The sequence below is a fragment of the Pseudomonas stagnisoli genome, from assembly GCF_048595745.1.
Taxonomy (GTDB): Bacteria; Pseudomonadota; Gammaproteobacteria; order Pseudomonadales; family Pseudomonadaceae; genus Aquipseudomonas; species Aquipseudomonas alcaligenes_A.
In genome coordinates, this window is the sequence record NZ_CP184361.1 from 3,068,201 (window position 1) to 3,086,071 (window position 17,871).

18 protein-coding genes are annotated in these 17,871 nt (G+C 65.2%); 6 read left to right on the forward strand and 12 right to left on the reverse strand.

Going from position 1 to position 17,871, the window contains the following annotated elements; genetic code table 11:
* The first annotated feature begins 9 nt into the window (after nt 1-9).
* On the forward strand, nt 10-636 hold the full coding sequence (locus ACOAPY_RS14835; protein WP_465153794.1) for a LysE family translocator: 627 nt from the start codon (nt 10-12) through the stop codon (nt 634-636).
* A gap of 110 nt (nt 637-746) precedes the next feature.
* Here the strand turns inward: ACOAPY_RS14835 and ACOAPY_RS14840 are convergent, their stop codons facing one another.
* Both ACOAPY_RS14840 and ACOAPY_RS14845 read right to left on the reverse strand, forming a co-directional pair.
* Nucleotides 747-1,346 carry an FMN-dependent NADH-azoreductase gene (locus tag ACOAPY_RS14840; RefSeq protein ID WP_076579273.1) on the reverse strand — a complete coding sequence of 200 codons (600 nt, stop codon included), beginning with the start codon at nt 1,344-1,346 and terminating at the stop codon, nt 747-749.
* Nucleotides 1,347-1,476: 130 nt separating this feature from the next.
* Nucleotides 1,477-1,791 (reverse strand): 3-phosphoglycerate kinase, encoded by a 315-nt coding sequence (locus ACOAPY_RS14845; protein WP_076579274.1) that lies wholly within the window; start codon nt 1,789-1,791, stop codon nt 1,477-1,479.
* 67 nt (nt 1,792-1,858) lie between these two features.
* Between ACOAPY_RS14845 and ACOAPY_RS14850 the strand changes: the two genes are divergently transcribed.
* Genes ACOAPY_RS14850 through ACOAPY_RS14860 form a run of 3 tightly spaced genes read left to right on the forward strand, consistent with a single transcriptional unit; the run spans nt 1,859 to nt 4,167 of the window.
* Nucleotides 1,859-2,785, forward strand: a complete 927-nt coding sequence (locus ACOAPY_RS14850; protein WP_076425017.1) for a LysR family transcriptional regulator — start codon at nt 1,859-1,861, stop codon at nt 2,783-2,785.
* 9 nt (nt 2,786-2,794) lie between these two features.
* Nucleotides 2,795-3,622 (forward strand): alpha/beta fold hydrolase, encoded by an 828-nt coding sequence (locus tag ACOAPY_RS14855; protein ID WP_465153795.1) that lies wholly within the window; start codon nt 2,795-2,797, stop codon nt 3,620-3,622.
* The gene (locus tag ACOAPY_RS14860) at nt 3,616-4,167 is read left to right on the forward strand and encodes a peptidylprolyl isomerase (RefSeq protein WP_021699218.1); all 552 of its coding nucleotides are present in this window, start codon (nt 3,616-3,618) and stop codon (nt 4,165-4,167) included. Before ACOAPY_RS14855 ends, ACOAPY_RS14860 begins: the two co-directional genes overlap by 7 nt.
* A 6-nt stretch (nt 4,168-4,173) precedes the next feature.
* Here the strand turns inward: ACOAPY_RS14860 and ACOAPY_RS14865 are convergent, their stop codons facing one another.
* From ACOAPY_RS14865 to ACOAPY_RS14910, 10 genes are all read right to left on the reverse strand, one after another.
* Nucleotides 4,174-4,674: an STM3941 family protein gene (locus ACOAPY_RS14865; RefSeq protein ID WP_465153796.1), complete on the reverse strand. Its 501-nt coding sequence runs from the start codon at nt 4,672-4,674 to the stop codon at nt 4,174-4,176.
* A complete protein-coding gene (locus tag ACOAPY_RS14870; RefSeq protein WP_465153797.1) occupies nt 4,671-4,994 on the reverse strand; it encodes a low molecular weight protein tyrosine phosphatase family protein in 324 nt (107 codons plus the stop codon). Before ACOAPY_RS14870 ends, ACOAPY_RS14865 begins: the two co-directional genes overlap by 4 nt.
* A gap of 2 nt (nt 4,995-4,996) precedes the next feature.
* On the reverse strand, nt 4,997-6,127 hold the full coding sequence (locus ACOAPY_RS14875) for a GNAT family N-acetyltransferase (protein WP_465153798.1): 1,131 nt from the start codon (nt 6,125-6,127) through the stop codon (nt 4,997-4,999).
* A 111-nt stretch (nt 6,128-6,238) separates the two neighbouring features.
* Nucleotides 6,239-7,546: an OprO/OprP family phosphate-selective porin gene (locus tag ACOAPY_RS14880; protein ID WP_465153799.1), complete on the reverse strand. Its 1,308-nt coding sequence runs from the start codon at nt 7,544-7,546 to the stop codon at nt 6,239-6,241.
* A gap of 184 nt (nt 7,547-7,730) precedes the next feature.
* The gene (locus tag ACOAPY_RS14885) at nt 7,731-8,327 is read right to left on the reverse strand and encodes an HvfX family Cu-binding RiPP maturation protein (RefSeq protein WP_076579288.1); all 597 of its coding nucleotides are present in this window, start codon (nt 8,325-8,327) and stop codon (nt 7,731-7,733) included.
* Nucleotides 8,321-9,022, reverse strand: coding sequence for an HvfC family RiPP maturation protein (locus tag ACOAPY_RS14890; protein WP_465153800.1), 702 nt, complete (start codon nt 9,020-9,022; stop codon nt 8,321-8,323). The genes ACOAPY_RS14885 and ACOAPY_RS14890 overlap by 7 nt, the downstream gene beginning before the upstream one ends.
* The gene (locus tag ACOAPY_RS14895; RefSeq protein ID WP_465153801.1) at nt 9,019-9,846 is read right to left on the reverse strand and encodes an HvfB family MNIO-type RiPP peptide maturase; all 828 of its coding nucleotides are present in this window, start codon (nt 9,844-9,846) and stop codon (nt 9,019-9,021) included. The genes ACOAPY_RS14890 and ACOAPY_RS14895 overlap by 4 nt, the downstream gene beginning before the upstream one ends.
* Nucleotides 9,847-9,858: 12 nt before the next feature.
* A complete protein-coding gene (locus ACOAPY_RS14900; protein WP_465153802.1) occupies nt 9,859-10,197 on the reverse strand; it encodes an HvfA family oxazolone/thioamide-modified RiPP metallophore in 339 nt (112 codons plus the stop codon).
* Nucleotides 10,198-10,296: 99 nt separating this feature from the next.
* A complete protein-coding gene (locus tag ACOAPY_RS14905; RefSeq protein ID WP_465153803.1) occupies nt 10,297-11,901 on the reverse strand; it encodes an ATP-binding protein in 1,605 nt (534 codons plus the stop codon).
* Nucleotides 11,898-12,617: a winged helix-turn-helix domain-containing protein gene (locus ACOAPY_RS14910; RefSeq protein WP_465153804.1), complete on the reverse strand. Its 720-nt coding sequence runs from the start codon at nt 12,615-12,617 to the stop codon at nt 11,898-11,900. The genes ACOAPY_RS14905 and ACOAPY_RS14910 overlap by 4 nt, the downstream gene beginning before the upstream one ends.
* A 668-nt stretch (nt 12,618-13,285) precedes the next feature.
* Here ACOAPY_RS14910 and ACOAPY_RS14915 point away from each other — a divergent pair.
* Together ACOAPY_RS14915 and ACOAPY_RS14920 are read left to right on the forward strand one after the other, a co-directional pair.
* The gene (locus tag ACOAPY_RS14915) at nt 13,286-16,168 is read left to right on the forward strand and encodes a ribonucleoside-diphosphate reductase subunit alpha (protein WP_465153805.1); all 2,883 of its coding nucleotides are present in this window, start codon (nt 13,286-13,288) and stop codon (nt 16,166-16,168) included.
* 405 nt (nt 16,169-16,573) lie between these two features.
* Entirely contained in the window at nt 16,574-17,818 is a 1,245-nt protein-coding gene (locus tag ACOAPY_RS14920; protein WP_076579297.1) for a ribonucleotide-diphosphate reductase subunit beta, read from the forward strand.
* The last annotated feature ends 53 nt before the right edge of the window (nt 17,819-17,871 follow it).

The window sequence follows — 17,871 nt, forward strand, 5'->3', positions numbered from 1 at the left end:
CGAGTCGCCATGCAACCCTTTCTCTTCATTGCCGCCGCGCACTTCCTGGCACTGCTGTCCCCCGGCCCCGACTTTTTCCTCATCGCCCGCACCTCACTGGCTGCCGGCTGGCGGATAGCCAGCGGCGCCTGCCTGGGCATCGCCCTGGCCAACGCGCTATTCATCGTGGCAGCCTTTGTCGGCACGGCGGCACTACGGCCCGGCAGCCCGCTGTTCATGACCCTGCAGCTGGCGGGCTGCGCCTACCTGCTGTACCTCGGCGTGGCGTTCCTGCGCCATGCCGGCAGCACGCCACTGGCGCTCTGCGGCACGCGTACAGCACCTGGTATCGACGCCTGGTGGCGCGCCCTGGGCATGGGTTTTCTGTCAGGCATCTTCAATCCGAAGAACGCGCTGTTCTACGCCAGCCTGGCGGCAATGCTGACACCGCCGCACACCAGCGCGTTCTGGAAGACCCTATATGGCGTCTGGATGTTCGCCGTGGTGCTGCTGTGGGACGTACTGGTGGCGCTGCTGATCGGCAACCAGACCGTGCTCGCCCGCTTCACCCGTGCCCTACCATGGCTGGAGCGCCTCTCGGGCATCGCCCTGATCCTGCTCGCGCTGGGCATGCTGAGCCTGCTCTGGCTGCGCTGAGCAGGACCACGGACATTGCCGCAGGCAAGAAAAAACCGGCCCGCCGGGAGGAGCGCCCGCGCGGGCCGGTGACGGACCGAGACAGTCGGCCCCAGGGGAGAGTCAGGTGATCAGGCGACCTGGGCCAGTTGCTCGCGCGCCTTGGCCAGACCCTGCTCGGAGAACTCGGCGCCCATGTTCAGGCCCTCGGCATGGATGAACTGCACGTCGTGGATGCCGATGAAGGCCAGTGCCTGGCGCAGGTAAGGCTCCTGGTGGTCCATGCCGCTGCCGGCGTAGATGCCGCCGCGAGCGGTCAGCACGTAGGCACGCTTGCCGGTGAGCAGCCCCTGCGGGCCGGTCTCGGTGTACTTGAAGGTGACGCCGGCACGCAGTACGTGGTCCAGCCAGGCCTTGAGGGTGCTGGGGATGGCGAAGTTGTACATCGGCGCGGCCAGCACCAGCACGTCGGCGGCCAGTACCTCGTCGGTCAGCTCGTTGGAGCGCGCGGCGGCGGCCTTCTCGGCATCGCTCTGCTGCTCGGCGGGCTTCATCCAGCCAGCCAGCAGGGTTTCGTCGAGGTGCGGCACCGGCTGCTTGGCCAGGTCGCGGACCTTGACCTCATCCTGCGGATGGGCGGCCTGCCACTGGGCGAGGAAATCGGCGGTCAGCTGGCGGGAAACGGAACCTTCCTGACGGGCACTGCTTTCGATAACGAGGATGCGGGACATTGGGCTAACTCCATCGGGGTTGTTGGGCTTCGATGGAGTGCAGATTATGGTCAGCCAATAAGATAAAAAAGCGCAAATATCCGCTACAAATGATCAACAAAGTTGATTTATTTAGCGACGCGCCCTAGTCTCACTTGGGCTGGCAGGTCACATTCACCCGCAGCCGGATGATGCTGCGAGCGAACTTCACGGTCTGGGTCACGCTTTCCCCGGCCTTGAGTTCGGCGGAGCGGGTACGCGGCGCCTCGGGGCCATTGCGGAACTGGGCTGTGCACTTGGCGTCGGTGAGGCCGTAGTTGTAAAGAGTAAGGCCGCCAATGTTGCTGTCGATCTGCTGGACGGTGGCGGAAACCTCGGCGCCATTCATCTGCTTCTCCAGCTCGGTGGGATAGGCTGCAGCGGTAAGCGGCAGCAGGGCAAGCAGGACCAGGCAGCAGTTTTTCATCGGCACTCTCCTTTTGGGGGTGCCTAGTGTGCTGTCTCGAAATTAACTGTTCAATGAGGAAGCGGCGATGAAAGCGCCCCGTGTCACCCTGGATCAATGGCGTACCCTGCAGGCGGTGGTGGACCACGGCGGCTTCGCCCAGGCAGCCGAGGCGCTGCACCGCTCGCAATCATCGGTGAGCTACACGGTGGCGCGCATGCAGGAGCAACTGGGCGCACCGTTGCTGCGCATCGACGGGCGCAAGGCGGTGCTCACCGAAGCCGGCGAAGTGTTGCTGCGCCGCTCGCGGCAGCTGGTCAAGCAGGCCAGCCAGCTGGAAGAACTGGCCCACCACATGGAGCAGGGCTGGGAAGCCGAAGTACGCCTGGTGGTGGACGCCGCCTACCCCACCGCCAATATCGTGCGCACCCTCTCGGCCTTCATGCCGCAGAGCCGCGGCTGCCGCGTGCGCCTGCGCGAGGAGGTGCTGTCCGGGGTCGAGGAAGTGCTCAAGGAAGGCTCCGCCGACCTGGCCATCAGCGCCCTCAACATTACCGGCTACCTGCCCATCGAGCTGGGCGAGGTGGAATTCATCGCCGTGGCCCACCCGGAACACCCGCTGCACCGCCTGCAACGCGAGGTGACCTTCCAGGACCTGGAAGGCCAGATGCAGGTGGTAACCCGCGACAGCGGGCGCATCCAGCCCCGCGACTCGGGCTGGCTCGGCGCCGAGCAACGCTGGACGGTCGGCAGCCTGCCCACCGCGCGCACCTTCGTCTCCAGCGGCCTGGGTTTCGCCTGGCTGCCACGCCACCTGATTGCCCGCGAACTGGCCGAGGGCCTGCTCAAGCCGCTGCCGATGGAGCAGGGCGGCACACGCAAGCCGCGCTTCTGCCTGTACAGCAACAAGGACAAGGTGCTCGGCCCGGCCACCCAGATCCTCATCGAGCTGATCAAGAACTTCGACGGCGCGCCGCTGGAGGCGCCCTTCGCCGCCCCGCTACCCAACGCCTGAGGCCGCGTAATGCCCTACTTCGAACACGCCGGCTGCCAGCTGTACTACGAGGACCATGGCCAGGGCGAACCGCTAGTGCTGGTGCACGGCCTGGGCTCGAGCATCCAGGACTGGGAATACCAGCTTCCCCACCTGCAGCAGCAGCGCCGCGTGCTGGCTATAGACCTGCGCGGCCACGGCCGCTCCGACAAGCCGCGCGAGCGCTACAGCATGGCCGCCTTCGCCGCTGACGTGGCGGCGCTGATCGAGCAGCTGGACCTGCCACCGGTGCATCTCGTGGGCATCTCGATGGGCGGCATGGTCGGCTTCCAGCTGGGCGTCGACCGCCCCGAACTGCTGCGCAGCCTGTGCATCGTCAACAGCGCCCCCGAGGTGAAGGCCAAAAGCGCGGCCGACTGGTGGATGCTGGCCAAGCGCTGGAGCCTGTCGCGCCTGCTGAGCCTGCAGACCATCGGCAAGGGCCTGGGCCGCCTGCTCTTTCCCTACCCGGAGCAGGCCGAGCTGCGCGCCAAGGTCGAACAACGCTGGCCACAGAACGACAAGCGCGCCTACCTCGCCAGCCTCGACGCCATCATCGGCTGGGGTGTGCGCGAACGCCTGGCCGCTATCACCTGTCCTACCCTGGTCATCAGCGGCGACCGCGACTACACCCCGGTGGCAGCCAAGGAGGCCTACGTGGCCGAACTGCCGAACGCCCGCCTGGTGGTGATCGAGCGTTCGCGCCACGCCACGCCGATGGACCAGCCGGATCGTTTCAACGCTGTCCTGGACGATTTCCTCGCCCAGGTCGAGCAACCTCAACCGCAACACGACAACAAGGACCCGCAACCATGCTGAAGCAACTCCTCCTTTCCGCCGGCCTGCTGCTGAGCACCAGCCTGTTCGCCGCCGAGAACCCGCACGTGGTGCTGACCACCAGCTACGGCGACATCGAGATCGAGCTGAACGCCGAGAAGGCGCCGATCAGCACGCAGAACTTCCTCGGCTATGTCGAATCCGGCTTCTACAACGGCACCCAGTTCCACCGGGTAATCCCGGGCTTCATGATCCAGGGCGGCGGCTTCGATGCCGACATGGGCCAGAAGGACACCTTCAAGCCGATCAAGAACGAAGCCGACAACGGCCTGCGCAACGACCGCGGCACCATCGCCATGGCCCGCACCCAGGCGGTGGACTCGGCCACCAGCCAGTTCTTCATCAACCACAAGGACAACGACTTCCTCAACCACGGCGGCCGCGACTTCGGCTACGCGGTGTTCGGCAAGGTCGTGCGCGGCATGGACGTGGTCGACCGTATCGCCAAGGTGCGCACCGGCAACCGCGGCATGCACCAGAACGTGCCGGTCGAGCCGGTGCTGATCCTCAGCGCGAAGAAGCTCTAAGCCCGTTCAGGCCCTGGGCTGCGCCAGCAGCTCCAGGGCACCGGCAATATCGCCGCTGGCGTGCGCCAGGCGCAGCAGCTCCAGGCGCCGCGCCAGTTCCTCGGCGCCCAGTCCGTAGTTCTCCGGCAGCGCCGCATGGCAACCAGCGATGGCCAGCGACAGGCGCACGCCGCGCCCCTCGGGCTCCCGCCCCTCGCGATAACGCCAGCCGACCATGCGGTTCGACGCCACCTGCACCTGAGCAAAGTCCTGCACCTCTGCCCAACGCACATGATACGCACGGAACAGCGAGCTGAAGGTAAAGCCCTCCTCGTCCAGGCGCAGGTAGTTGGCCCCCGGCAGCAGGGCCAGCGCGGCGATCAGGCTGCCCAGGCCGAACAGCGCCAGGCAGAACCAGCCGGCCAGCCGCCCATCGCGCAGCATCAGCACCGCCACCCCACAGAACGCCAGGCAACCGAGCAGCATGCCCAGCCATTTCCAGGGCCTGGGGCGCAGGATGAGGCTCATCGCAGGTAGCTTCCCACCTTGCGCTGCAGCAGCTCGACCAGCTCGGGCTGCATGTACTGGTAGTCGTCGGGAATGCCCAGGCAGATCACCCGCTTGCTCTTGAGCAGCGCGCCGAAGCGCTGCTGCAGGCGGCGCTGGTGGACGCGCTCCATGACGAAGATCAGCTCGGCCCAGTGCAACTGCTCAGCGGACAAGGGCACCTCGGCGTCTGGCGCCAAGCCGGCAGAATCGCTCTCTACGCCCGGCCAGACGGCGAACAGCTGCTCCGCCGTGGGGCTGCGCAAGCGATTGCGACTGCAGATGAACAGGGCGCGTGGCATGTTCAGTCTCCAGTCTGGCGATAGGGCAGCAGCTGCCGCGCCTGCTCGGCATAGGCCCGCAGCGCCGGCCGCTCCTCAGCCAGGAAGTTCGCCACCGCGGCCCGCAGCCCCGGGTGCAGCAGGTAGTGCCAGGAGCGCGTGATGACCGGCTCGAAGCCGCGGATCAGCTTGTGCTCGCCCTGCGCGCCGGCGTCGAAACACTGCAGGCCTTCGGCGATGGCGCGCTCGATCCCCTGGTAGAAGCAGGTCTCGAAGTGCAGGCGGTCGAAGTCGCCCAGGCAGCCCCAGTAGCGACCATAGAAACGCCCGCCAGCGACCAGGCTGAAGGCCATGGCCACCGGGCGACCATGCTGCAGGGCGCTGACCACGCGGATCGCCTCGGGCATGCGTTCGGCCAGCAGGCTGAAGAAGGCACGGGGCAGGTAGGGCGCGCGGCGGCGCACATGGTAGGTGCTGGCGTAGCAGGCATACACGAAGTCCCAGTCCGCCTCGCGCAAGTCGCCGCCCAGCTGCCAGCGGAAGTCGATGCCCTGCCCCGCCACCTGCTCGCGCTCCTTGCGCAGCTGCTTGCGCTTGCGCGAATTGAGCGCATCGAGGAAGTCCTGGAAGTCGCGATAGCCGCGATTGCGCCAGTGATACTGACAGTCCAGGCGCTGCAGCCAACCCTCACGCGCCTCGAACAGTGCGTCGTCCTCGGCACGCAGGAAATTGACATGCAGACCGGAAAGCCCCTCGCCAGCCAGGCTCGCCGTGAGTTCGTCGAGCAAGGCGCCAGCCTGCTGCGGATCGCCCAGCAGGCGCGGCCCGCTGACCGGGCTGAAAGGCACGGCACCGAGCAACTTGGGGTAGTAGGCGATACCGGCACGCTGGCAGGCCTCGGCCCAGCCCATATCGAACACGTACTCGCCGAAGGAGTGTTCTTTTATATAGGCCGGCAGTGCAGCGCGCACCTCGCCCGCCGCGTCGCGCAAAAGGCGATGCGCAGGCTGCCAGCCGGTGTGAACACCGACGCTGCCGCTGTCCTCCAGGGCCGTCAGAAAGGCATGACGCAGGAAGGGCTGTGCCTCCGGCAGCAGGGCGTCCCAGGCGGCGGGCGCGATATCGGCGAGACGATGCAGGGTATGAAGCGACATGCCACCAGTCTGGCGGCTGCCCAGCGCAAATAAAAGCCTGCCGCTCCCCGCTCCAATAAAAAAGCCCCGCAGAAGCGGGGCCAGGAAGAGGAGCGGATGAACTGCTTGTACTTAGAAGACGTACTGGGCGCGCATCACGAAGCCGTCGCCACTGTCGTCATTGTTGGCATTCTTGGCGTTGTCGACCGAGGACTTGACGTAAACACCGCTGATCTTGACCGACTCGTTGGCATACCAGTTCAGGCCGACGTTGTGCACCTTGCCTTCGATATCATCGATCTTGGCGAACTTGCCGTTGTCGTCTTCAGCGCTCAGATAGTCGTAGCGGTAGAACACTTCCCAGGCACCGATCTGCTTGTTCGCCGGCTTGATCGCATCGAACTTGCCGAGCTTGTAGCCGCGCGGCTCACCGGTCAGGGTGTAGGCCGCCTGTACATAGTAGCCATCGGCATCGATGTCCTCGTAACCGTCATCGTCGGCTTCCATGCTGCGCGACACGTACTCACCCTGCAGGGAGAACGCGCCCATGGCCCAGGCCGCTTCCAGGCCCCAGGCGGCATCGTCGCCATAGGCGCCGGCCGGAGTGGCTTCGGCGCCGCCCAGGGTCAGGCGGTTGCCGTTGTCGCCGGCGTCCTGGCCACCATCGGTGCTCACGCCGCGCATGCCCAGACGGCTGCGGATACGGCCGTCGAACGCGGTGTCGGAAAGGTCGCGCTGGGCATAGTTGAGGCCGAAGTGCAGCACCTTGCCAGCCTCGGCCATCGGCGCGAACACGCCACGCAGGTTGAACTGGGAAGTGCTGTCGCCATCTTCGGTGGAGTTGGTCGCGTCCTTGGAGAACAGGCCGGCGGAACCGTACAGGGAGTTGCCGGCGGTGCCGGACACCTGGATACCCATGCCGCCGTTGTGGCCGTTGGCCCAGTCGACCAGGTCATAGGCAGCGGTACGCTCCTGGGCAGTCACCCACTTGGAGCTGGTGGCCCTCTCCAGACCGAATTCCGGGTTGAAGCGGCCGACCTTGATCGAAACCGGCGCGAAGCCGTTGTAGGCCAGGGAAGCTTCGTTGAAGTAGCCGTCATCCTTGCGGCTGTCGCCACCGGCGTTGTGCGAGAAGTCGTAGGTAACCTGGTAGGCCCAGTCGGTGTACATCACACCGCCCAGCTCGAGGTAAGCGCGGCGGAAGTAGCCGGCGTCGGCGGTGTTGCCGTTCTTGGTGTAGAAGCCATCGAAGCGGCTGTAGTCAGCCTGGATGCGGCCGCCCAGCTTGAAGCTGAATGCCTTGTCGGTGGTGCCGACTTCCAGGCCACCTTTGGTCTTGATCATGATGTCGGCGCCGTCAGTGGTGACGGTACCGGCGAAAGCCTGGGCGGAAATGGCCAGAGCCAGGGCGCTGGCAGCAAAACCGGCAAAGTGCTTCATCGAAGGATTCCCCTATTGGTCTTTAGAAAAACACTGGGCATTGGCCCTGCGTGTTGGGGGGGAATCTTGGCGGGGGGTTATTTCAGCTCGGTTGTAGTTATATGAAAGTTAAATTACAGAGGAACTTTTTAATTCCTTTTGAAATAGCAGCGAATCCCCCGGCCCGCCTGGGCCGGGGCCTCATTCAGCGGCGGCGCAATACCCTTGCCAGCCAGTGATCCAGACTCAACCAGCGCCCCGCGCCACTGAAGAACAGCGCCAGCAGCATCAGCAGGTAGGTAACGGCGAACTCGATGCCGTTGTTCAGCACGACGAAACGCCCGCTGGCCGTGAGCCAGGCGTAGTTGCCGTGCTCCTGCAGGATGGCGCGGGCACGCTCCAGTTTTTCTGCCGCGGCCAGTACGCGCTCGTTGGCGAAGGGCGCGGAGGGATCGGCAATAGCCTGCCAGCCGAACTCCCAGTGCACGGCGAAGATCGCCACCAGCATGGTTACCATCAGCGGGATGCTGATCCAGCGCACCGCCAGCCCCAGGAGCAGCAGCACCGCCCCACCCGCCTCGGTCAGCGCCGCCAGCCAGGCCAGCAGCGCCGGGAACGGCAGGCCCAGGCCCCAGTCAGGGTTGCCGAACCAGGCGATGGTCGACTCCATGTCCGCCAGCTTGTGCGTGCCGGCCATCCAGAAGATCGGCACCAGGTACAGGCGCAGCAGCAGCGGCGCGAGAAAGTCCAGACGGCGGGTGGCGTCCAGGCCGTCCTGAAAGCGGTTGAGCAGGTTCAGCATGAGGGTCTCCAGATATCCTGGCGCTGCCAATCATCCAGCAGCGCCCGAGCGTGAGCGAAGTAGTGGTCGTCGGCCGGTAAACCGGTGGTTTCGGCCAGGTCCAGCAGTGCATCGCGGCAAGGCTGTCCGCCCTGCAGGCGCAGCGCCAGGTGAAAGGCGAAGGGCGCCAGCTGCTGGAAGCGCACCCGCTCCTCGCGGTCACGCCAGGCCAGCAGGCAAGTAGGCTCGGCAGGACGCTCAGTAGGCCGGTAATCGGCGCTCAGCAACTGTACTGGCCAGGCATAGGCCAGCGGCCAGGCCAAAGGCGACCAGCCCTGCTGCGGCAGCGCGTCGGTGGCGATGTCCAGCGCCAGCTCGACCCGCTCGTAATGCGCCAGTTCGGCGACAAAAGGCGGATCGCCCGGCTCCGCGCCGCCGCCCTGCTGCAGCCAGTCGACGAACGCCTCGCCTATCTGCAGAAAGTAGGGCGTGGCGCTGCGTTGCTCGCAGAGAAAAGCCCGCACCAGCCGGCGCCGGCGCGGCTCGCCGAGAATCCGGCAGAGCACCGGAAAACCGCTGGTGATGAAGCCGTCGAGGTTGTTGAAGAACAGCTCCTCGTACACCGCCATGCGCGCCGCGGGGATGCCCGGCAACAGCGGCGCGGCCTGCGGGTCGCGGATGCGCGCGGCAAAGAGCACCTGATCACGTTCGCTCATCGCGGCGCCTCCTGCTGCAGCGCGCGGATGTGCGCCACCTCGGCATACAACTCGGCCAGCGGCGGAAAGTTGAAGTCGCGCTCCAGCAGGGTCGGACGCACACCATGGACCCGGTAGGCGTGCGCCAGCAACGCCCAGACCGGGTCGTCCACCGGCGCGCCGTGGGTGTCGATCTTCAGGTCGGCCGCCTGGTCCAGGTGCCCGGCCACATGCAGATAGGCGATGCGCGCGCTGGGCATCGCCGCGATATAGGCGTACGGGTCGAAGCCGAAGTTATGGGCATTGACCTGCACATTGTTGACGTCCAGCAGCAGCTGGCAGTCGGCCTCTGCCAGCACGGCGCGGACGAAATCCACCTCGTCCAGCTCGCCGGGCAGGCGCGCATAGGCCGAGACGTTCTCGATGATCAGCGGCCGCTCCAGCACGTCTTCGACCTGGCGGATGCGCGCAGCCACCCGGCGCACCGCCTCAAAGCTGAAGGGCAGCGGCATCAGATCGTACAACTGGCCGTCGTCGGCACAGGCCGACAGATGCTCGCTGTAGCCACGGATACCGTGCTCGTCGAGAAACACCTTGATCGCGCGCAGCAACTCAAGGTCCAGCGGCGCGTAGCCGCCCAGGTTGAGGGACAGGCCATGGCAGAGGAACGGCACGCGCTCGCTCAGCGCACGCAGCTGGCGGCCGAAACGACCGCCAACGCCGATCCAGTTCTCCGGGGCGATTTCGAGAAAGTCCACCGCACCTAGGGCGCTGTCCTGCAGCGCCCCGAGCAGGCCGCGACGCAGGCCCAGGCCCGCGCCGCTGACGAAGTTGCCGTTGGCCATGTCCCGACGCCCTTACTCGGCCTTGTCGCCGCCACACTTGCCTTCATGGCCGGCCTTGGCTTCCTCACCGCAGCTGCCTTCTTTAGCCGCCTTGTCGCCGCCGCACTTGCCCTCGCCGCATTTGCCTTCCTTGCTTGCCTTGTCGCCGCCGCACTTACCTTCCTCGGCCTTCATGTCGCCGCCACACTTGCCCTCGCCGCAGGCGCCTTCATGGCCCTTCTCGTGGGCCGCCAGGCTGTAGCCGCTGGAGAGTTCCTGGCTGGCGAAAGGATTGCCGCCGGCCTGGACAACGAAGGTGGAGCCGAGCAGGGCCGCGCCCAGGGTGATGGCGATGGTATTGCGCTGTTTCATGGAATGTCTCCGTCAGAAAAAAGTGCGAGGGGCCGATCGGCCACCTTCGCCACACTAGACGGAGCAGTCTCGTGCGCATTACAGCCGGCACGAAAAAAATTATGCGCCCTGGCGCCGCGGCCACATCAGGCTGAAACGCGCGCCCCCCAGGTAGGTGCCACGCCCGACGTAGGCACGCCCGCCGTGCCAGTAGATGATCCGCCGTACGATGGACAGCCCCAGGCCGTGACCGCCGGAGGCCCGCGTGCGGCTGTCGTCCAGGCGCAGGAACGGTGTGAACACCCGCTCCCAGGCCTCTTCCGGCACGCCCGGGCCATCGTCCTCGATGTCGATCCAGCAGCGCTCGGGATCGATCCGGTAGGTCACCCGCACACGTGACTCGGCGTGGCGCATGGCGTTGCTCACCAGGTTCTGCAGGGCACGGTGCAGGTAGCGCGGTTCGGCATCCACCTGCGCCGTGTCGTCCGGCCCATCCTGGCAGGGGCCACGCTCGACACGAACGGCCGCGCGCAGCGGCGCCAGCTCGCCGATCACCTGCTCGATCAGCGCACTCAGGTCCACCCGCTGGAAGTTCAGCTCGGGCGAGCCCTGCTCCAGGCGGGCGTAGACCAGCATCTCGTCGACCAGCTTGTCGAGGTCCTGGATATCGCCATCCATGCCCTCCAGGTATTTGCGCCGGGCCTGGTCGGTCTCGGCGTCGGCGATCATCTCCAGGCCGAAGCGCAGGCGCGCCACCGGGGTGCGCAACTCGTGGGACACCGCCCGCACCATCTCACGCTGCACGCCGACCAGGCGCTGCAACTGCTCGGCCATGGCGTTGAAGGTGCTGGCCAGACGCCCCACCGAGTCGGCACCCTGGGTCGGCGCGCGCGCCTCGAAGCGCCCGCTGGCCAGCTGCGTGGCGGCATTTTCCAGGCCCTGCAGGCGGCGCTCCAGGCGCCGCACCAGCAGATAGAGGATCATCCCCGTGAGCGTCAGGCCCAGAGCGCCGATCAGCACCAGCAACTCGGTGGGATAGGGATTCATCTGGTAGATCGGGCCGACTTCCAGCACCCAGGGCGTATTGACCATGCCGGCGATCACCCGGATCGAGTTGCCGTCCTTGCCCAGCGCCATCACCGTGTCGCCCTCGTCCACCCGGCGCTGCTGATCCTCATCCAGATCAACCTTCTCCAGCGTGACCAGGCGCAGGTCGAAGCCGAACCCCTTCTCCTCCTTCAACGCCGCCAGGCGCCTGGGTTGCTCGGCGATAGGCTGGCGCACCAGCTCGTCCATCAGCAGGTAGACGGTGGCACGCGCCAACTGCTCGCTGATCTGCTCGATCTCGGCGGTCAGCACCAACTGCTCGTCGGCACTGACCAGCGCGTATACACGCGCCTCGTGCGGAGCACTCTGTTCCACCAGCACCTGCCCATTGAGCAGGCGCGCACGCGCACGCCCATCCAGCGGGTCAGAGCCCAGCGTGCGCAACTCCAGGGGTACGCCGAGCAGACGGCTCCAGGTCACCAGGGCGCGGCGCCGATCGACATCGTCCATCGGTTGCAGGCTGTCCGCCATCAGGCGGAAGGTGCCGCGTGCCAGTTGCTCGCGGTACTGGTCGCTGCGCACCTCGTTGGTCAGCTGCAGGGCGCTGACGCCAAGCAGCGCCACCAGCACCAGCGCGGCGATGATGCCGCCATAGATGCGCAGGAAGATGGTGTTCATTGCAGCTCGGCAGCCGCCTCGGCGACGAACAGATAGCCCTTGCTGCGCACCGTCTTGATCAGGCGCGGGTGCATCGGGTCGTCACCGATCTTCGGCCGGATGCGCGAGATGCGCACGTCGATGGAGCGGTCCTGGCCGTCATACTCGATGCCGCGCAGGGCGGTGAAGATTTCCTCGCGGGAGAGGATGCGCCCGGCGTTGGCCGCCAGCAGCCAGAGCAGATCGAACTCGGCGCTGGTCAGCTCGACACCGGCACCGCGCAGCCAGGCCTCGCGCATCGCGCTGTCGATCACCAGCTGGCCGAACTCCAGGCGCCGCGGGTTCTCCGTCGGCGCCTCGCCGCCCTCGCTGCGCCGCAACAGGGCACGGATGCGCGCCAGCAGCACACGCGGGCGCACCGGCTTGCACACATAATCGTCGGCGCCCATTTCCAGGCCGAGCACCTCGTCCATGTCGTCCGTGCGCGCCGTGAGCATCAGGATCGGTCCGGCGAACTGGCCGCGTACCTTGCGGCAGATGGACAGCCCATCCTCGCCCGGCAACATCAGGTCGAGCACCACCAGGTCCGGCTGCTCCTTGAGGATACGCGCCGCGGCACGGCCACCATCGGACTCGATTTCCACCTGCAGGCCGTTGCTCTGCAGGTACTCCTGGGTCAGCTCCGCCAACCGCTGGTCGTCCTCGACGATCAGGATCCGCCAGGCCTCTTGCTCCACGACTTCTTCTCCAGCGCCAACACCATTAGTGGCGGCATTGTAACAACCGCGACCGGTTAGCACAGCGCATGCCAGAAACACTACATATTGTGTTAGGGTCGATAAGGTTTCAGAGCGTGTCGCAACCTGAGAAAAGCATGACTCAGTGGCGACGAACGGTAGAAGCCAGGGTTAACGGGGCTTGCCGCACAAACCACCGAAACGACCCACAATTCACCCACAAGTTATCCACAGCAGGCGCCTTCTCGGCTCCCTTGCAAAGCCCCCGATAGCGCATTATCTTGTATCCCCATCGCGCCTCACCCCAATATCTAGTGGGTAGAACGAGGCCAGGGACACTAAGAATAAAGAATGCAGAGGGGCCCGATCCACGCGCTACCGTTAGCATTTACGCCCAGCCGCCAACCGTGCGGCCGGCCTAGCACGGACCGCGTAGAACACTCCCCCGCATTCACCAAACGACCGCGAAGTCGCGCCGCGTCGATCACTACAGGTTGTGGTCACGCCAAACGCCTTCAGCCGTGGTCTGCAGCCAGGACGGCCCCGCGTCACCCTGTACTGCCGCAGTTTCTCGATGCCTGGCCGGACGCCGGATATCGCGATGTTTTATCAAGGGAATGAACACAAGACACCCAGCGTGTCCAAACCAATTAGAAGTGGAGAACCTCATGCACACCGACACAACTCGCGAGAACCCGCAGGCCGTGGCGCCGCAGGCCGCCGAATCCAGTCAGGATCTGGCCGCCACCGCCCCGGGCCAGCTGCGCGTGATCAAGCGCAACGGCACCGTCGTCCCCTACACCGACGACAAGATCACCGTGGCCATCACCAAGGCGTTCCTCGCAGTTGAAGGCGGCACCGCCGCTGCCTCGTCGCGTATCCATGAAACCGTCGCGCGCCTGACCGAGCAGGTCACCGCCACCTTCAAGCGCCGCATGCCGTCCGGCGGCACCATCCACATCGAAGAGATCCAGGACCAGGTCGAACTGGCCCTGATGCGCGCCGGCGAGCAGAAGGTCGCCCGCGACTACGTGATCTACCGTGAATCCCGCGCCCAGGCGCGCAAGAGCGGCGCCGCCGACGTGGCCCAGCCGCACCCGAGCATCCGCGTGACCCGCGCCGACGGCAGTGTGCAGCCGCTGGACATGGGCCGCCTGCAGACCATCATCCGCGAAGCCTGCGAAGGCCTGGCCGAAGTCGACGGCGCGCTGATCGAGTCCGAGACCCTGAAGAACCTGTACGACGGCGTGGCCGAGAAGGACGTCAACACCGCCCTGGTGATGACCGCCCGTACCCTGGTCGAGCGCGAGCCGAACTACTCCTACGTCACCGCCCGCCTGCTGATGGACAACATCCGCGCCGAAGCCCTGGGCTTCCTCGGCATCGCCAGCAGCGCCACCCACCACGAGATGGTCGACCTCTACGCCAAGGCCCTGCCGGCCTATGTCGAGAAGGGCGTGGAGTTCGAGCTGCTCGATCCCAAGCTCAAGGACTACGACCTGGCCAAGCTGGGCGCCGCGCTGAACCACGAGCGCGACCAGCAGTTCACCTACCTGGGCCTGCAGACCCTGTACGACCGCTACTTCATCCACAAGGACGGCATCCGCTTCGAACTGCCGCAGGTGTTCTTCATGCGCGTGGCCATGGGCCTGGCCATCGAAGAGCCGAAGAACCGTGAAGAACGCGCCATCGAGTTCTACAACCTGCTGTCCTCGTTCGACTACATGGCGTCGACCCCGACCCTGTTCAACGCCGGCACCCTGCGTCCGCAGCTGTCCTCCTGCTACCTGACCACCGTGCCGGACGACCTGTCGGGCATCTACGGCGCCATCCACGACAACGCCATGCTGTCGAAATTCGCCGGCGGCCTGGGTAACGACTGGACTCCGGTGCGCGCGCTGGGCTCCTACATCAAGGGCACCAACGGCAAGAGCCAGGGCGTCGTGCCCTTCCTCAAAGTGGTCAACGACACCGCCGTGGCCGTGAACCAGGGTGGCAAGCGCAAGGGCGCCGTCTGCGCCTACCTGGAAACCTGGCACCTGGACATCGAGGAATTCCTCGAGCTGCGCAAGAACACCGGTGACGACCGCCGCCGCACCCACGACATGAACACCGCGAACTGGATTCCGGACCTGTTCATGAAGCGCGTGTTCGACGACGGCCAGTGGACCCTGTTCAGCCCGTCCGAAGTACCGGACCTGCACGACCTGACCGGCAAGGCCTTCGAAGAGCGCTACGAGTACTACGAAGCCCTGGCTGGCTACGGCAAGATCAAGGTGTTCAAGACCATCGCCGCCAAGGACCTGTGGCGCAAGATGCTCTCGATGCTGTTCGAAACCGGCCACCCGTGGCTGACCTTCAAGGACCCGTGCAACCTGCGTAGCCCGCAGCAGCACGTGGGCGTGGTGCACAGCTCCAACCTGTGCACCGAGATCACCCTGAACACCAACAAGGACGAGATCGCCGTCTGCAACCTGGGCTCGATCAACCTGGTCAACCACATCGTCGACGGCAAGCTGGACACCGAGAAGCTCGGCCGCACCGTGAAGACCGCCGTGCGCATGCTCGATAACGTCATCGACATCAACTACTACAGCGTGCCGCAGGCGAAGAACTCCAACCTCAAGCACCGTCCGGTCGGCCTCGGCCTGATGGGCTTCCAGGACGCCCTGTACCTGCAGCACATCGCCTACGGCTCCGACGCGGCCATCGAGTTCGCCGACAAGTCCATGGAAGCGATCAGCTACTACGCCATCCAGGCCTCCTGTGACCTGGCCGACGAGCGCGGCAGCTACAGCACCTTCGAAGGCTCGCTGTGGTCCAAGGGCATCCTGCCGCTGGACTCCCAGCAGATCCTGATCGAGGCCCGTGGCCAGAAGTACATCGATGTCGACCTGTCCGAGTCGCTGGACTGGGCGCCGATCCGCGAGCGCGTGAAGAAGGGCATCCGCAACTCCAACATCATGGCCATCGCGCCGACCGCGACCATCTCCAACATCATTGGCGTGTCGCAGTCGATCGAGCCGACCTACCAAAACCTGTACGTGAAATCGAACCTCTCCGGCGAGTTCACCGTGATCAACCCCTACCTGGTACGCGACCTGAAGAACCGCGGCCTGTGGGACAGCGTCATGGTCAACGACCTGAAGTACTACGACGGTTCCGTACAGCAGATCGAGCGCATCCCGCAGGACCTCAAGGACCTGTACGCCACCGCCTTCGAAGTGGAAACCAAGTGGATCGTCGACGCCGCCAGCCGCCGCCAGAAGTGGATCGACCAGGCGCAGTCGCTGAACCTGTACATCGCCGGCGCTTCGGGCAAGAAGCTGGACGTGACCTACCGCATGGCCTGGTACCGTGGCCTGAAAACCACCTACTACCTCCGTGCCCTGGCCGCCACCAGCACCGAGAAATCCACCATCAACACCGGCAAGCTCAACGCGGTGTCCAGTGGTGCGATCGACGAAGGCAACTTCGCCGCGCCGGCCGGTCCGGCTCCGGTTCCAAAGGCATGCTCCATCGACAACCCCGACTGCGAAGCCTGCCAGTAATGGCAGGCGCGCGAATCTGAGCGGCGCCCGCGTTGTTGCCCGGCAGCTCCGCCCCCATCACGTGCACTAGCACGCTCAGGGGCTCGAACCTGCCAGGCGCCTAGCGCTCACTCGCTCAGCTTCGCGCTTGCACCGAGTGGCCGAGGCTAAAAGCTAATGCCGCAAGCCACTCGGACTGCTGCTAGTCCCCTCTCCCTCCGGGAGAGGGCTAGGGTGAGGGACCCAGGCCCAGCGCCGAATCCCTCAATGAACACTCCCCTCGCCCGCCAACACGGGCCTGGGCGCCACCAGTCGGGTGGCACGGTTTTACCCTTGCGCGCTGTACGCAACGGAACATAATCAGAATTACTGGACATACATACAGGCTGCTGAATGGCGGCCGTCAGCACCAAGCAGGAGACCACCATGCTCAGCTGGGACGAATTCGATAAGGAAGATGCCACCGAAGCGGCCGCCAAACCCGCCGCTGCAGTCGTTGGCGCCGCGCTTGATCAACTGGACAGCGACGCCGCCGGCTCCGTCGAGGAAGCCCGCGCCGTGTCGGCCGACGACTCCGACGCCGTCGCCCGCGCCAAGAAGGCCCTGAACGACCTGGACATCCAGGAAGGCCTGGACGACCTGGAAGGCGCCAGCGCCCGCGTGCACGTCGGCGACAAGCAGATGATCAACGCCCGCGCCGACCTCAACCAGCTCGTACCCTTCAAGTACGACTGGGCCTGGCAGAAGTATCTGGATGGTTGCGCCAACCACTGGATGCCGCAGGAAGTGAACATGAACGCCGACATCGCTCTGTGGAAGAGCAAGGACGGCCTCTCCGAAGACGAGCGCCGCATCGTCAAGCGTTCGCTGGGCTTCTTCTCCACCGCCGACAGCCTGGTTGCCAACAACCTGGTACTGGCCGTGTACCGCCTGATCACCAACCCCGAGTGCCGCCAGTACATCCTGCGCCAGGCCTTCGAGGAAGCGATCCACACCCACGCCTACCAGTACTGCATCGAGTCGCTGGGCATGGATGAAGGCGAGATCTTCAACATGTACCACGAGATTCCTTCGGTCGCGAAGAAAGCCTCCTGGGGCCTGAAGTACACCCGCTCGATCTCCGACCCGATGTTCCAGACCGGCACCCCGGAGACCGACCGCCAGTTCCTGCGCAACCTGATCGCCTACTACTGCGTTCTGGAAGGCATCTTCTTCTACTGCGGCTTCACCCAGATCCTCTCCATGGGCCGCCGCAACAAGATGACCGGCACCGCCGAGCAGTTCCAGTACATCCTGCGCGACGAGTCCATGCACCTGAACTTCGGCATCGACGTGATCAACCAGATCAAGATCGAGAACCCGCACCTGTGGGACGCCGCGATGAAGGACGAAGCGACACAGATGATCCTGCAGGGCACCCAGCTGGAGATCGAATACGCGCGCGACACCATGCCGCGCGGCGTGCTGGGCATGAACGCGGCGATGATGGAGGACTACCTGAAGTTCATCGCCAACCGTCGTCTGACCCAGATCGGCCTGAAAGAGGAATATCCGGGCGCGACCAACCCGTTCCCGTGGATGAGCGAGATCATGGACCTGAAGAAGGAAAAGAACTTCTTCGAGACTCGCGTGATTGAGTATCAGACTGGTGGTGCGTTGAGCTGGGATTGATGGCCATATGAAATCACGCTAAATTCTTACATTGCTAAGAATTTCAGGCAAAA